The organism is Hymenobacter terrestris (assembly GCF_013377905.1).
Lineage (GTDB): Bacteria > Bacteroidota > Bacteroidia > Cytophagales > Hymenobacteraceae > Hymenobacter > Hymenobacter terrestris.
In genome coordinates this window covers 14,317-29,284 of sequence record NZ_JABKAV010000028.1, presented here as the reverse complement: position 1 = coordinate 29,284, position 14,968 = coordinate 14,317, and the positions used below count along the sequence as shown (strand labels likewise).

Annotated in this window: 12 protein-coding genes and 1 riboswitch; all 12 genes read left to right on the top strand. The window is 64.7% G+C overall.

Annotated features, from left to right (window positions below; all coding sequences use genetic code 11):
• Positions 1–61: 61 nt before the first annotated feature.
• Positions 62–271: riboswitch (cobalamin riboswitch) on the top strand.
• 195 nt (positions 272–466) lie between these two features.
• The 12 genes from HW556_RS10900 (at position 467) to HW556_RS10845 (ending at position 14,892) form a co-directional block, all read left to right on the top strand.
• Complete coding sequence (locus tag HW556_RS10900) at positions 467–883, top strand: acyl-CoA thioesterase (protein ID WP_116941413.1); 417 nt, start codon at positions 467–469, stop codon at positions 881–883.
• 58 nt (positions 884–941) lie between these two features.
• Positions 942–2,531 (top strand): NAD(P)/FAD-dependent oxidoreductase, encoded by a 1,590-nt coding sequence (locus HW556_RS10895; RefSeq protein ID WP_176900054.1) that lies wholly within the window; start codon positions 942–944, stop codon positions 2,529–2,531.
• 56 nt (positions 2,532–2,587) lie between these two features.
• Positions 2,588–3,049: a GNAT family N-acetyltransferase gene (locus HW556_RS10890; protein ID WP_317170515.1), complete on the top strand. Its 462-nt coding sequence runs from the start codon at positions 2,588–2,590 to the stop codon at positions 3,047–3,049.
• A gap of 296 nt (positions 3,050–3,345) precedes the next feature.
• On the top strand, positions 3,346–3,705 hold the full coding sequence (locus HW556_RS10885; RefSeq protein ID WP_176900053.1) for a CoA-binding protein: 360 nt from the start codon (positions 3,346–3,348) through the stop codon (positions 3,703–3,705).
• A gap of 77 nt (positions 3,706–3,782) precedes the next feature.
• A complete protein-coding gene (locus HW556_RS10880) occupies positions 3,783–4,460 on the top strand; it encodes a response regulator transcription factor (RefSeq protein WP_176900052.1) in 678 nt (225 codons plus the stop codon).
• Entirely contained in the window at positions 4,457–5,710 is a 1,254-nt protein-coding gene (locus HW556_RS10875; RefSeq protein WP_176900051.1) for a sensor histidine kinase, read from the top strand. The genes HW556_RS10880 and HW556_RS10875 overlap by 4 nt, the downstream gene beginning before the upstream one ends.
• A 306-nt stretch (positions 5,711–6,016) precedes the next feature.
• The gene (locus tag HW556_RS10870; RefSeq protein ID WP_176900050.1) at positions 6,017–7,354 is read left to right on the top strand and encodes a TolC family protein; all 1,338 of its coding nucleotides are present in this window, start codon (positions 6,017–6,019) and stop codon (positions 7,352–7,354) included.
• A 20-nt stretch (positions 7,355–7,374) separates the two neighbouring features.
• Positions 7,375–8,589 (top strand): efflux RND transporter periplasmic adaptor subunit, encoded by a 1,215-nt coding sequence (locus HW556_RS10865; protein ID WP_176900049.1) that lies wholly within the window; start codon positions 7,375–7,377, stop codon positions 8,587–8,589.
• A gap of 254 nt (positions 8,590–8,843) precedes the next feature.
• Positions 8,844–11,948: an efflux RND transporter permease subunit gene (locus HW556_RS10860; RefSeq protein ID WP_176900048.1), complete on the top strand. Its 3,105-nt coding sequence runs from the start codon at positions 8,844–8,846 to the stop codon at positions 11,946–11,948.
• Between the two features lie 318 nt (positions 11,949–12,266).
• The gene (locus HW556_RS10855) at positions 12,267–12,860 is read left to right on the top strand and encodes an RNA polymerase sigma factor (protein ID WP_176900047.1); all 594 of its coding nucleotides are present in this window, start codon (positions 12,267–12,269) and stop codon (positions 12,858–12,860) included.
• Positions 12,841–13,713 (top strand): hypothetical protein, encoded by an 873-nt coding sequence (locus HW556_RS10850; protein WP_176900046.1) that lies wholly within the window; start codon positions 12,841–12,843, stop codon positions 13,711–13,713. Before HW556_RS10855 ends, HW556_RS10850 begins: the two co-directional genes overlap by 20 nt.
• A 30-nt stretch (positions 13,714–13,743) precedes the next feature.
• A complete protein-coding gene (locus HW556_RS10845) occupies positions 13,744–14,892 on the top strand; it encodes an outer membrane beta-barrel protein (protein WP_176900045.1) in 1,149 nt (382 codons plus the stop codon).
• The last annotated feature ends 76 nt before the right edge of the window (positions 14,893–14,968 follow it).

Sequence of the window (14,968 nt, the reverse complement as noted above, 5' to 3'; positions counted from 1 at the left end):
TGCCGGCCGGTATTGGCCAGCAGATTTCCGCCTACCTTCGCCCCGTTCTCGGTCTGTTTTTCAGGTCAGATGAGTGGCTGGTGGCCTGCGCTTTCGGGCGGGGCCTTAAAAGGGAACCGGGTGCAACTCCCGGACAGACGCGCTACTGTGAGGGCCGGCTGCTTCGGCGCTGCCGCTGCCTCCCCCACGTTGCCCATTGCCTGCTTCGGCGGGTGAGATGGGCGGGGAGGCAGGCCCGAGTCAGGAAACCTGCCCGCCGCTTATGATGATAAGGCCACCCCGCGACCTGGGGGCCTTGTTGCATACTGCGGCGGGCCGGTGGTCCATTCCATAACCGGCTGCCGGGCAGCCGGCTCCGGCGTGGCCGGGCGCGCAGTATTCGGCAGGGAAAACCGGGGAGCAGGGGCCCACCGAAAAACGGGCCGGGCAGGATTTTTTCCACCACCCTTTCTTCCCCTTCCTGCTTATGCTCACGCTTGCCGAAAAAATCAGCCGCGCCGAAACTCGCATCTTCAAAGCGGTTTTCCCCAACACCACCAACCATTACGACACCCTGTTCGGCGGCACCACACTGCATATGATGGACGAAGTAGCCTTTATCACGGCCACCCGTTTTTCGCGCCTGAAAATGGTCACGGTTTCCTCCGATAAAGTCGATTTCACCCACCCCATCCCCGGCGGCACGCTGGTCGAGCTCATTGGCCGGGTCGAGCATGTGGGCCGCACCAGCCTCAAGGTGCGGGTGGAATTATTTGTGGAGCAGATGTACTCCGAAGACCGCCACCGCGCCGTGTCGGGCCTGTTCACCTTCGTGGCCATTGATGAGGACAAGCGCCCGGTAGTCATTCTGCCGCCTGAATTACAACCGGAGCCGGTAGCGTAGGCCGGCCGCGGCGCGTATCTTTGCGGGCGTAAAAGGATAACTCCCTTTCCCCCGCCTTATGCCCGCTACCCTTCCTTCCGCCGCTCAGGAAATTGAGCTGCTGCTCCCCCCCGAACAGGCCTACGACGAGCTGGCCCGCTACGAAGCCCTGCTGGCCGCCGCCGGCCTGCGCCCCGGCCAGGCCGATTTCGTGCACCTGCGCAAACGCTCGGTTGATGCCCGGGGCCGCCAGCCGCTGGTGCGCCTGCGGGCCGACATTTACCGCCAGCGCCCGCCCGCCGAGCTGTTCGGGCCCTGGTTCAGCTACCCCAACGTGAGCCAGGCCCAGCGCACGGTGCTGATTGTGGGCGCCGGACCGGCCGGACTGTTCGCGGCGCTGCGGGCCATCGAGCTGGGCATACGGCCCATCGTGGTGGAACGCGGCAAGGATGTGCGCACCCGCCGCCGCGATTTGGCCGCCATCAACAAGGAGCACCTTGTGAATCCTGATTCCAACTATTGCTTCGGCGAAGGCGGGGCCGGCACCTACTCCGATGGCAAGCTGTACACCCGGGCCACCAAGCGCGGCGATGTGCAGCGCATCCTGCGCCTGCTGGTGCAGCACGGTGCCACGCCCGATATTCTGGTCGATGCCCACCCCCACATCGGCACCAACAAGCTGCCGGCCGTGGTAGCCGCCCTGCGCGATTCGGTGCGGGAAGCGGGCGGGCAGGTGCTGTTTGAAACGCGGGTCGATGACCTGCTCATCACCGACAACCGCCTGCGCGGCGTGGTAACGGCCACCGGCGAGGAGCTCACGGCCGACGCCGTGATTCTGGCCACCGGCCACTCGGCCCGAGACATCTACGAGCTACTGCACCGCCGCAATGTGCTCATCGAGGCCAAGCCGTTTGCGCTGGGCGTGCGCGTCGAGCATCCCCAGCAGCTCATCGACCAGGCCCAGTACCGCCGCCCCGACCGCGGCCCACTGCCGGCCGCTTCGTATGCACTGGTGCATCAAACCCAGGTAGATAACGAGCAGCGGGGCGTGTTTTCGTTCTGCATGTGTCCGGGCGGCTTTATTGTACCGGCCGCCACGGCTCCCGGCGAGGTAGTGGTGAACGGCATGAGCCCTAGCCGCCGCGACTCGCGCTTCGCCAACTCGGGCATCGTGGCTGCCGTGGAGCTGACCGACATGGACCTGCGCCAGCACGGCCCGCTGGCCGGCCTGCACCTGCAGCAGCAGATCGAGCAACGCGCCTGCCAGTTGGCCGGCAATTCCCAGAAGGCGCCAGCCCAGTTGCTGGGCGACTTTCTGAAGAAGAGAACATCAACCCAGTTGCTGGAAACCAGCTACCAGCCCGGCCTCGTATCGGTGCCCATGGATGAGGTGCTGGGCGCGGCGTTGGCCGAGCGGCTGCGCCAGGGCTTTGCCAACTTCGGCCGCAAAATCCCCGGCTACGCCACCAACGTAGCCCAGATTGTGGGCGTGGAAAGCCGCACCTCCTCGCCCGTGCGCATCCCCCGCGACCGGGACACGCTGGAGCACCCCACCCTGCGCGGCCTGTTTCCCTGCGGCGAGGGTGCGGGCTACGCCGGCGGCATCGTGTCGGCGGCCATGGATGGCGAGCGGTGCGCCGAAGCCGTGCGGGCCGTTGTGGGGGCATAACGGCCATACCCTCAACTTGCGGACGTTCGCCCCTACAATCCCTATAATCCACTTTTATGATGCTTCGCCTGCTCCGTACTGACTCCGACAACCTCGATTTCTTGCGGCTGGTCCGCCTGCTCGATGCGGACTTGGCCGTGCGCGACGGCGCCGAGCACGCCTTTTATGCCCAGCTCAACCGTGCCGCCATGGCTCACCTGCGCCACGCCGTGGTGGCCTACCAGCACGACGAGCCGGTGGCTTGCGGGGCGTTCAAGGAATACGCGCCCGATTTGGTAGAAATCAAGCGCATATTTGTGCAGCCCGCGTTTCGCGGCTTAGGCGCGGCGCGGGCGGTGCTGGCGGAGCTGGAGCAGTGGGCGAGCGAGCTGGCCTACGCGGGCTACGTGCTCGAAACCGGCCAAAGCCAGCCCGAGGCCATCCGGCTCTACGAAAGCAGCGGCTACCAGCGCACCCCCAATTTCGGGCCTTATGCCGGGGTAGCCAACAGCGTGTGCCTGCGCAAAAACGCGGGCTAGGCCCAACGGGCTCCGCGCGAGCCGTTGGATTCGGCGTTTGCCGGCCTTCACCAGCGGTAATTCTCCCTAGTCCTGCCCCATGAAGCCCGCTCAACTACTTGTAGGGCGGGCTTTAGCGTGGAGCACAGGTGGGCGCGGAACAGTTGGGCGGGTGGCGGCTGTTGAATGCATGAAAGGCAGCACCCCGTACTACTTTACGGCCCTCTTTACGTATATCTGGGCTCATTTGTGCGCATTGCTCACCAATTTGGGCTTTCAACTCCGCCCGTTCTCCATCATTCAATATCCTACTTCTTATGAAAAAGACCCTCGTTCTCGGCGCTACCGACAACCCCGCCCGCTACGCCTACCGGGCCATCCACCAACTCAAGCAGCACGGCCACGAAGTGGTGCCGGTGGGCATCCGCAAGGGCCAGGTGGCCGGCCTCGATATCCGCAACGACCGGCCCGCCGCCGAGGGTGTAGACACGGTGACGCTCTACGTAGGCCCCCAAAATCAGCCCGGCTGGTACGACTACATCCTCGACCTCAACCCGAAGCGCATCATCTTCAACCCCGGCACCGAAAACCCCGAGCTGGAAAAGCTGGCACAGCAGCGCGGCATCGAAACCGAAGAAGCCTGCACGCTGGTCATGCTGAGCGTGGGGCAGTACTAGGTTCGGCGGCTGAGCGGGGCGGCAGAATGTCTTCAGAATTGCCGGCTACCTTTCGGCTGTTCAAACCTTACATTCCTGTGAAGCTGCTGATTGTTGAAGACGAGCCGGCCCTGCGCTCCTCACTGGTAGAATACCTGCGCCAGGACGGCTATGTAGTGGAAGCGGCAGTGAGCTACGGGCAGGCCCACGAGAAAATCAAGCTCTACCAATACGACTGCGTACTGCTGGACCTGACCCTGCCCGATGGCAACGGGCTGGATGTGCTGCGCACGCTCAAGGCTGACAACTCCGCTGCCGGCGTGCTCATCATCTCGGCCCGGGGCGCGCTCGACGACAAGGTGCTGGGCCTGGAGCTGGGGGCCGATGACTACCTGGCTAAGCCGTTTCACCTCTCGGAGCTGAGTGCCCGGCTGAAGGCCATCATCCGGCGGCGGCAGTTCCAGGGGCAGCGTCAGCTGCTGTTTCAGGAGTTGACGGTGCTGCCCGACCAGGCCCAGGTGCTGGTGCACGGCGAGCCGGTGATACTGACCCGCAAGGAATACGACCTGCTGCTGTACCTGCTCACGCATCCGGGCCGGGTGCTCACCAAGGAATCCATTGCCGAGCACGTGTGGGGCGACGCGGCCGATGCGGCCGACTCCTTCGACTTTCTCTATACCCACCTCAAAAACCTGCGCCGCAAGCTGCAGGAAAAGGGTGCCGCCGACTACATCCGCTCCGTGTACGGGGTGGGCTACAAATTCAGCGCCGAATGAAGCTGCTGGCTGCTACCAACCGCTACTACGTGCTGCTGGCCGGCCTGCTCTTCAGCCTAGGGAGCGGGCTGCTGTACGTTGGGGTGCTGTGGGCGTTGCAGGGCGAGGTGGAGGAGCGCCTGTTTCAGCAGCGCGACTACCTGCGGCGGGAGGTGCAGCGCACGGGCCAGCTACCGGGTACGCCCTTTGAGGGCCGAATGCAGCTAAGCACCACGCCCCAACCCGAGGTGCTGCGCGATGTGCTGCTGCTGGAACCGCTGGAAAACGAGCTGGAACCCTACCGCCAGCTCACGTTTCGGCTGCAGCTGAACGGGCAGACGCAGTGGGTGTCCTTGAGCAAGTCGCTGCTGGAAACGGCCGACGTGCGCCGCCTGATTATGTGGCTGCTGCTGGGGGTGTTGGGGGCACTGCTGCTGAGTATGGTACTGCTCAACCGCTGGCTGGCGCGTCGCCTGTGGGCCCCTTTTGAGCACACGCTGCACCAACTGCGGGGCTACGACGTGCGCCAGCACCAGGTGCTGCAGCTGCCGCCTACCCGCATTGAGGAGTTCACCCAACTCAACCACACGCTCACGCACCTGAGCGAACGGGTGGCGGCCGATTACGCCATGCTCAAAGAGTTCACCGAAAATGCGGCCCACGAAACCCGCACGCCGCTGGCCATTATGCAGGCCAAGCTGGAGCAGCTGCTGCAGCTGCCCGACCTGCCCGCGCCGGCTGGCCCGCTCGTGGCCGACCTCTACGCCGCCGTGCAGCGCCTGGCCCGCCTGCACCAGGGCCTCACGCTGCTCAGTAAAATTGAGAACCAGCAGTTTGCCGCCGCCGTGCCGGTGTCGCTGGCCGAACTCCTGCGCGAGAAGCTGCGGCAACTGGAAGGATTTATTGAGGACAAGCAGCTACGGCTGGAGGTGAGCCTAACCACCGCCGGAACCCTGCCGCTGCACCCGGCCCTGGCCGATTCGCTGGTGAGCAACCTGCTCCACAATGCCATTCGGCACAACCAGCCAGGCGGCTTGTTGCGGGTGCAGCTGAGTGCCACCGAACTGGCCATTACCAACACGGGGCCGGCACTGGTGCTTACGCAGAACCCTGAGCAGTTTTTTGAGCGGTTCCGAAAGCAAAATGCCGCCTCGGACTCCCCCGGCCTGGGGCTGTCCATTGTGCAAAGCATCGCCACGTTTTACGGGTTTGAAGTACGGTACGAACACGACGCCGAGCAGGCCCTGCACACGTTGCGCGTAGTGTTTTAAAAGCTATTTGAGCTAAGTAGAAACGATGTAGGGGCGGGGCTTGTCCCCCCCCGCCGTTCGCACGATGCATTGAATAGTTGTCTGAAGCCCCACGAGGCTCGTTGCAATGGTGGGCGGGGACAAGCCCCGCCCCTACGCGACTACAGGATAACTTCAGAATTGAGCCGGAGCTTTGTGGTGCTGACACTCGCCAGGCTCCAAAGCCCTGGTAGCGCGAGTGGCTTCCGCTTCCTTATGTGGCGATGCGTGTCGTCGGCGCCGTTGCTGTACCTTATTTACCCTGTTGTGCCGGAAATTTCCTTCAGTGTGCTTACTTCTTTACTCTGCGTCCGGCGGGCCGTTGTTGGGATGCTGGTCCTGCCCCTGCTACTGGCCGGCTGCGTGAGCACCAAGTCAATCTACAACCGCGACCAGGTAGCCAGCCGTCTCAAGGCGCGCAGCGGCTACGAGCTGGGTGCCGCCCGCACCGCCGCTACCCCGGCCCCAGCGCTGCCCAACCTGCAGGACGGCCTGAGCGAGGATGAAACCGTGACCCTGGCCCTCACCCGCAACCCCGCCTTTCAGGCCGACCTGAGCACGCTGGCCCTGGCCCAAGCTGATTTGCAGGATGCGGGCCTGCTGGCCAACCCCGTCCTCACGGGCGTGACGGCCTACGGCACCTCGCCCGTGTTCCTGGCCTTGAACTTCGCTTCCGACCTGCTCTGGCAACGCCCGGGCCGGGTGGGGGCCGCCCAGCTCGAAACCCAGCGCGTGGCCGAAAGCCTGGTGAGTCGGGGCCTGCTGGTGAGCCGCGACGCCCAGGTTTCCTACACCGATATCACCCTGGCCGATGAGCGGCTGCGCATCGCCCGCGAGGGCATTGTGATGCGAGCCGAGGTGGCGCGCATCATGCGGGCCCGCTACCGGGTGGGCGAGGCCAGCGAGCTGGAAACCGTGGCCCCCAGCGCCGACTCCCTCCGCGCCGTGGACGACTTTTATCGCGCCCGCCGCGACGCCCAGGTGGCCCGCCTGCGCCTGCTGGCCACCCTGGGCCTGGATTCGGTGAATGCCGATTCGCTGCAGTTCACGGCCGCACCCGCCTCGGCGGTAGCCGTGCCGCCGCTGCGCACGCTGCTGGACTCGGCCTACGCCGCCCGGCCCGATTTGTGGGCCGCCCGCATCGGCATCGAGGGCATCGGCAAGCGGCTGAAGTGGGAACGGAGCCGGGTGTTTTCGTTCGTACTCTCGCTCAATGCCCGCCTCAACGACCCCAAGCCGGTGAGCCTGGCCCCCGGCGCGGCCATCGGCCTGCCCATTTTTAACCGCAACCAAGGCCGCATCTCGCGGGTGAAAGCCGAACTGGAGCAGGCCTCCTGGCAGTACCTAGCCCTGCGCCAGGCCGTGAACCTCGACGTGCGCGAAGCCTACGCCCAGTACGAGCAGGCCACCCAGAGCGTGGCCCTGTGGGAGCGCAGCTACCTGCCCACCCTCACCGACGCGCTGCGCCGCTCCACCAACGCCTTCATTAACGGCGACTTCCCCTACGTGCAGGTGGCCGAAACCACCCGCCAACTGCTCGACGCCCAGCAGCGCGCCGCCGACGCCCGCGCCGACCAGCGCCGCGCCCTAGCCCGGCTGCGCTATGCCGTGGGCGGCCGGTTCTAATCCCTAGTCTTCTTTCTCCTATGTATTTCCCCACGTTTGCATCCCCCCTGCTGGCGGCATCCCGCTGCCTGGCGCTGACCGGCCTGCTCGCTGGTGCAGCCGCCTGCGGCAAAGATGAGAAGCCCAAGGCCATCGTCGCTTCCGAAGTAGAAAACCCGGTCAAGGAATCGGAGCTGACCACCGTCACCATCACCGCCGACGCGGAAAAGCGCCTGGGCATCAAAACCGTGGCCATCAAAACCGACAACGTGCAGGCCACGCGGGAAGTGGGCGGCGAGATTCAGGCCGTGCCCGGCCAGGCCGTGACCATTTTGGCACCCGTGCAGGGCACGCTGCGCGGCGGGGCCAGCATCACGGCCGGCCAGCGCGTGCGCGAGGGCCAGACGCTGTACAGCCTGGTGCCGCTGCCGGCCGAACGCGACTTGCTGACTCTCAGCCAGGGCACGGCCCAGGCCCGCACCCAGCTACAGGTGACCCAGGCCCGCCTGAGCCGGGCCGAGGCCCTGCTGGCCGACCGCGCCGGCAGCGTGCGGGCCCGCGACGACGCCCGCGCCGACGTGGCGCTGGCTCAGCAAAATCTGGCCGATGCCCGCGCCCGCCAAGCCGCGGCCAACGGCAGCGCCGGCGTGGGGCAGGCCCTGCCCATCAAGGCACCCCTCAGCGGAGTGGTGCAGCGCGTCACCGTCACCGATGGCTCGCTGGTGACGGCCAACACGGTGCTGGTAGAGTTGGCCGCGCTCAACAAGGTATGGGTGCGCGTGCCGCTGTTCGTGGGCGACCTGCGGCGTCTGGGCAAGGACCAGGCGGTAACCGTGCGCCCACTCGACGGCGGGACCCCGCGCCAGGGCAAGCCCGTGGAAGCGCCCCTGCTCGGCGCCACCGCCGGCACGGGCACGGCCGACGTGTTCTACGAAATCGACAACGCCGACGAAGCCTTCCGCCCCGGCGAGCGGGTGGCCGTGGACGTGAACCTGACCAGCGCCGCCAGCGGCACCGGCACTTCGGCCAGCACCCCGGCCCTTACCATTCCGGCAGCGGCCCTGCTCTACGATGCCACGGGGGGGCAGTGGGTGTACGTGCGCACCAAACCCCTGCAGTACACCCGCCAGCGGGTGGAGGTGCAGCGGGCCGTGGGCGACCAAATCGTCATTTCGCGGGGCGTAAAAGCCGGCGCCGAAGTCGTGACCGACGGCGCAGCGGAGCTATTCGGAACTGAATTTGGCGGCGCGCATTAAAGTATCGGTTTGAAAACCCAAGACAAAAAGAACGTCATGCAGAGCGCAGCGAAGCATCTCGCCCGGGTAACCTCACCCCCTGACCCCCTCTCCCGCGGAGAGGGGGCACCGGCTATGCGCGGCTCCAAATTGTCAGGCTCCCCTCTCCGCGGGAGAGGGGCCGGGGGTGAGGTTTTGCGGGCGAGATGCTTCAGTTAAGCAGACGCCTGATGAGCATGACGTGCTAACAAAAAAAAGTCCTTAAACACTATCGAATGAAGTGGATAATTGAATCAGCTTTGCGGCTGCGGCTGGTGGTCGTCATCCTGTTTGGGGTGATGCTCGTGGCGGGCCTGCAGGTGGTGCGCAATACGCCGCTGGACGTATTTCCGGAGTTTGCGCCGCCCTATGTGGAGGTGCAGACCGAAGCGCCGGGCCTGAGCACGGCCGAGGTGGAAGCGCTGGTGAGCGTGCCGCTGGAAAACGCGCTGAACGGCACGCCCGACGTGAAGAAAATCCGCTCCAAATCGGTGCTGGGCTTGTCGTCGGTGGTGCTGTACTTCCCGCAGGGCGTCGATATTAACAACGCCCGGCAGGCGGTGCAGGAGCGGCTGGCGCGGGTGGCCCCCACGCTGCCCGGCGTGGCCCGCCCCCCGGTGATGCTCTCGCCGCTCTCGTCGACGAGCCGGGTGCTGAAAATCGGCATTACCTCCGACAGCCTTACGCAGGTGGAAATGACCACGCTGGCCCGCTGGAGCATTCGGCCGCGGCTGATGGCCGTGCCCGGCGTGGCCAACGTGGCCATCTGGGGCCAGCGCGACCGGCAGCTGCAGGTGCTGGTGAACCCCGAGCAGCTGCGCACGCTGGGCCTCACGCTGGCCGAAGTGGAGAAGGCCGCGGCCGACGCCACCACGTTGGCCGGCGGCGGCTTCATCGACTCACCCAACCAGCGCCTGGCCGTGTCGCAAAGCTCGGCCATCCAGAGTGCGGCCGATTTGGCCCAGATGCCCGTTACTTTCCGCAACGGCGTGAGTTTGAAGCTGGGCGAAGTGGCGCAGGTAGTGGAGGGATTCCCCGCCCCCATCGGCGACGCCGTGATTAACGACGTGCCCGGCCTGCTGCTCATCGTGGAAAAACAGCCCGGCGCCAACACCCTGGAGGTGACGCGCCAGGTGGAAGCGGCCCTGGAGGCCATGCGCCCCGGCCTGAAAGGGCTGGAAATCGACTCGACCATCTTCCGGCCCGCGACCTTTATTGAGATGTCGCTGAGCAACCTGAACAAGTCGCTGCTCATCGGCTGCGTGCTGGTGGTGCTGGTGCTGCTGTTTTTCCTCTACGAGTGGCGCACGGCCCTGATTAGTGCCCTGGCGCTGCCTACGTCGCTGATTGCGGCGGCGCTGGCGTTGCGCTACTCCGGCAAAACCATCGATACCATGGTGCTGGCCGGCCTCATCATTGCCCTGGGCGAAGTGGTGGACGACGCTATTATCGACGTAGAAAACATCATGCGCCGGCTGCGGCTGAACAAGGCAGCGGGCTCGCCTAAAACCGCGTTTGCGGTGGTGTATGAAGCCTCGATGGAAGTGCGCTCGGCCGTGATTTACGGCTCGGTTATCGTGGCGTTGGTGCTGCTGCCCATTTTCCTGCTGCCGGGGCTGTCGGGGGCTTTTTTCCAGCCGCTGGCCTTTGCTTACGTGCTAGCCATTCTGGCCTCGCTGTTTGTGGCCCTCACGCTCACGCCCGCGCTGGCGCTCCTGCTGCTGCCCAAGGCCGCCGAAAAAGAAGCGAAAGATGCGCCGGTGGTGGCCTGGCTCAAGCGTCACTACGCCCGGCTGTTGCCTAGCCTGCTGGCCCGCCCCAAGCGCGTGGCCTGGTCGCTGACCACGGTGGCGGTGGTATCGATGCTGCTGGTGCCGTTTTTCGGCCAGGAATTCCTGCCCAATTTCAAGGAATACGACTTTCTGATGCACTGGGTGGAGAAGCCCGGCACCTCGCTGCAGGCCATGTCGCGCATCACCATCCGGGCCAGCAAGGAGCTGCGCGCCATCCCGGGCGTGCGCAACTTCGGGGCGCACATCGGCCGGGCCGAAGTGGCCGATGAGGTGGTGGGCCCAAACTTCACGGAGCTCTGGATTTCCGTGGACCCCAAGGTGGACTACGAGGCCACGGTGGCCAAAATCCAGACCGTGGTGGACGGCTACCCCGGCCTCTACCGCGACCTGCTGACCTACCTGCGCGAGCGAATAAAAGAAGTGCTCACCGGCACCTCGGCCACCATCGTGGTGCGCATTTTCGGCCCCGACCTCGACCAGCTCTACACCAAGGCCAAGGAAGTGGGCAGCAAGCTGGAAGGCGTGGAGGGCGTGGTGGATTTGAAAGTGCAGCAGCAAACCCTGGTGCCCCAGATTCAGGTGAAGATTAAGCCCGAGGCGGCGGCCCGGTTTGGCCTGAGTCCGGGCACCGTGCTGCAGGCCATCAGCACGCTGGTGAAGGGCCGCAAGGTGGGTGAAATCTATCAGGAGCAGAAGATTTTTGACGTGGCCGTGTGGGGCCAGCCCGCCGTGCGCTCCGACTTTGGGGCCGTGCGCGAGCTGCTGGTGGGCCTGCCCGGCGGCGGAGCCGTGCCGCTCAAAGAGGTGGCCGACGTGCGCATTGTGCCCACGCCCAACGAAATCACCCGCGAAGCCTCTTCCCGCCGCATCGACGTGACGCTGAATGTGCTCGGCCGCGACCTGGGCTCCGTCGCCCGCGACGTGCAGACGCAGGTGGACGGCGTGGCTTTCGGGGCCGGCTACCACCCCGAAATTCTGGGCGAATACGCCGAGCGGCAGGCCTCGCAGAACCGCATGGCCCTGCTGGTGTGCCTCTCGCTAGTGGGCATTTTCCTGGTCCTTTACACCGATTTCGGCACCGTGCGGCTGGCCACGCTGGGCATTCTGAGCTTATTTTTCGCCGTGTCGGGCTGTCTGCTGGCGGCGTTCCTGACGGGCGGCGTACTATCGCTGGGCTCCATTGTGGGCTTTATTACGGTGCTGGGCGTGGCGGCCCGCAACAGTATTATGCTGGTGAGCCACTACCAGCACCTGGAGCGCGAGGAGGGCATGCCCTTCGGCAAGGAGCTCATCATTCGCGGGTCGCTGGAGCGGATTTCGCCCATCATCATGACGGCCCTGACCTCGGTGCTGGCGCTACTGCCCATCATCCTGGCCGGCAACGAGCCGGGCTCGGAAATCGAGCACCCCATGTCGGTGGTGATCTTGGGCGGCGTGGTCACGTCTACGGTGCTCAACCTGCTAGGCATGCCGGCCCTGTACTGGGGGTTTGGGCGGAAGGCGGATGACGAGGTCACCTCGGTGAGCCAGCCGGAAACCGCAGCCTAACGCCGTATTTTTCCTGGAGAAGAAAGTTGAAGCCGTTGAACGGGCCCAGTGCCGATGTTCAGCGGCTTTTGCTTTTGGAACAGCTGTAGCGCGAAGCTTCTGCTTCGCGTGTCGTTACTGAATGTTGTAATACACGGTTTCGTTCAACGGTACGCGAAGCTGGAGCTTCGCGCTACAGCCGTTCTATGCTACGGCCATTCTATGCCTTTTCCCCTAGACCTGAAAATTTCCTTCTCCTCCAGGCAACCCTTGCGTGCTACCTTGCATCTGACGCCCCAAACCACTTGCTTTTGACCTGAACTTTACGCTGCTGCTCCCGTGACGGAAACCGAGTTAATAGCCGCCTGCCGCCAAGGCAGTAGCCGGGCCCAGAAACAGCTCTACGAGCAGTTTTCGGGCCTGATGCTGTCGGTATGCCTGCGCTACCTGCGAAGGCGCGAGGATGCCGAGGAGGCCCTGATTGTGGGGTTTACCAAGGTGTTCCGGGCCCTCGACCAGTATCGGCACGAGGGCTCGTTCGAGGGCTGGATTCGGCGCATTGTTGTGAACGAAGCCCTTGGGATGCTGCGCCGTAAGGAGCCGCTACACATGGCCATCGATGATCTGACCTACGACGTGCCGGCCGTGGCCGCTACGGCCGAAAGCCAGCTTAGCGCCGATGATATGCTGGCCCTGCTGGCGGGTTTGCCCGCCGGTTACCGCACCGTGTTCAACCTGTACGCCCTAGAGGGATACTCCCACCCCGAAATCGGCGAGCTGCTCGGTATTTCGGAAGGCACCAGTAAGTCGCAGCTCAGTAAGGCCCGGGGCATGCTCCAGCGCCGCCTCGCGGTGGCCAATAGGGAGGCCCGCCCCGCCGCCCCTACTACCACCTCCTCACCGAAAGAACTGTATGCAACCGGAAGATATTGATAAGCTGTTTCGCGAGCGGCTGGCGGGCCACGCCCCCACGCCACCCACCTTCGTGTGGGCCGAAATCGAGGCCGAAATTCAGCCCGCCAAGCGCCGCCGCCCCGCCATGTGGCTGGCGGCGGCTTCGGTGGCGCTGCTTGTGTTGCTGGGCGCTGCCGGCTGGCTGCTGACTGGCGGCTTAGCCCCGGCCGGCCGGCCCGAGCTGGCGGCCACTGCACCCGCCCGCGTGCCAGCCGGACGCGCAACAGATGTGGCTAATGCTGCCGCTTCGAACAATAATTCGGCTGATGAACAAGAACTTCTGGCTGCCGCTGAAATAAATAATGCGGCCCGGGCAACGGCTGAAGCCGCGACCCCATCTGGCCCCTCAGAAGCAACCGCCACCGTTACGGCCTCCGGGCCGGCCGCCTTAGTGGCCACTACGGTTCGCGTTGCGGCAAGCCGGCCCGGGGGTGTACAACCCGGCCCGACTACCGACCGCCGGCCCCCGACCAGTTCGGCGACGGTTGCTTTGGGACTGCCGGCAAACGAGCCAGCCCCGGTAACGGCCCTGGCCGCCACCGCGCCCGATCTGCCCAAACCTACGTTGGCCCCAGCGCTGAAACGGCCCGCCGCCCTATCCACTGCCACGGTAGCCCTCACCGGCCCGATTGAAGTGGATGTCCGGCCCGCTTATGAAGCTCCGGAGTTGCCGCAACCCGCCCGCCGCCGTGGCGTGCTGGCCGTGCTCCGGCAGGTGCGCAACGTGGTGAAGGGCGAGCCAGTGAGCCTGACCGCCGCCGGCCTGCCCGAAACGGTAACCGTGCAGGCCCGCCTGGGCAGCCGCACGCTCACCAAAACCATTCAACTGTAATTCTCTCTCTTCCTTTTTAGCGCCTCTCTTATGAAACGCTTCCTCCTGCTTCCGCTCCTGACGATGCTGCTGGCCCTGGTTTCGACCACCGGCTCGGCCCGTGCCCTAAACGACGACACCATTGTGGTGCGCCTGCCCAACCAGGCTACGATGACGCTCTATGTAAAAGACCGGGCTCAGCTGCGCGAACTGCGCAACTACAAGCTCGATTCGCTCATGCTGCTGCTCGACACCTACATTGCCCAGGCCGAGAAAGCCAGCAAAAACTCCTCCTCCGCACAGGTAACGATGGAGTTCTACCCCGCCAAAGACCAGCCCGGCAAGCAGGTGCCCGAGCAAATCCGCATCACGATGCACAACGATCAGGGTCCGGGCCAGCCCGCCAAAAAAGGCGAGCGGGTAGACGTAAGCGTGGGCCGCGTGTTTGGCGTAACGGTGGAGGAAAACAGCACCGACGGCAACGACCGGGTGTCGGTGCGGGTGGGCTCGTCGGCTAAATCCGACTCGATCCGGACGGCTGAGCGCAAGGCCAAAGCCGAGGAGCGGGCCAACCGCGCCGTGAGTTCCAGCTTTACTATCGACTTGGGCCTGAACGCGCTGACCAATAAGCAACAGGATATGAGCGGCTCCCCCCTCGACCTGCGCCCCTGGGGCTCGCGCTACATCAGCTTCAACTGGCTCTACGATATTAGAATAGGTGCCAAGGGCTCGCCGCTGTACCTGCGCACCGGCCCCGAGCTGGCCTTCAATAACTACATGCTCGATAACAACCGCCGCTTCGTGAACCAGAACGGCGCAACGACCCTGGAGCTGCCCACCGAAGCCGGCCGCAACTATGAGAAGAGCAAGCTGGCCGTTTCCACCATCAACCTGCCCCTGATGGCCGTGCTCAGCTTCCGCGATGATAAGGGCCGCGACTCATTCCGCGTGGGAGCCGGCGGGTTTGTAGGCTACCGCCTGGGCTCGCACACCAAGCTCAAGTACGAGGAGGACGGCAACACCAAGAAAGATAAGGACCGCGGCAGCTACAACCTCGAAGACTTCCAGTATGGCCTGCAGGGCACTATCGGCGTCCGTGGCATCGACCTATTCGCCAAGTACAATCTCAACAACCTCTTCCAGAGCAACCGCGGCCCCCAGGCCCAGACCATCAGCTTCGGGTTTACGCTGCTGAATTAGAAAACGAAAAGCGACAGTAAAAAGGCTCGTTGAACGTCCTCCTTTGAGAGTCGTTCAACGAGCCTTTCTACTGCCG

Excerpts from the sequence above, each read along its gene's own strand:
- HW556_RS10900 (WP_116941413.1), top strand. The coding sequence starts at position 467 with ATGCTCACGCTTGCCGAAAAAATCAGCCGCGCCGAAACTCGCATCTTC.
- HW556_RS10895 (WP_176900054.1), top strand. The coding sequence starts at position 942 with ATGCCCGCTACCCTTCCTTCCGCCGCTCAGGAAATTGAGCTGCTGCTC.
- HW556_RS10890 (WP_317170515.1), top strand. The coding sequence starts at position 2,588 with ATGATGCTTCGCCTGCTCCGTACTGACTCCGACAACCTCGATTTCTTG.
- HW556_RS10885 (WP_176900053.1), top strand. The coding sequence starts at position 3,346 with ATGAAAAAGACCCTCGTTCTCGGCGCTACCGACAACCCCGCCCGCTAC.
- HW556_RS10875 (WP_176900051.1), top strand. The coding sequence starts at position 4,457 with ATGAAGCTGCTGGCTGCTACCAACCGCTACTACGTGCTGCTGGCCGGC.
- HW556_RS10865 (WP_176900049.1), top strand. The coding sequence starts at position 7,375 with ATGTATTTCCCCACGTTTGCATCCCCCCTGCTGGCGGCATCCCGCTGC.
- HW556_RS10860 (WP_176900048.1), top strand. The coding sequence starts at position 8,844 with ATGAAGTGGATAATTGAATCAGCTTTGCGGCTGCGGCTGGTGGTCGTC.
- HW556_RS10850 (WP_176900046.1), top strand. The coding sequence starts at position 12,841 with ATGCAACCGGAAGATATTGATAAGCTGTTTCGCGAGCGGCTGGCGGGC.
- HW556_RS10845 (WP_176900045.1), top strand. The coding sequence starts at position 13,744 with ATGAAACGCTTCCTCCTGCTTCCGCTCCTGACGATGCTGCTGGCCCTG.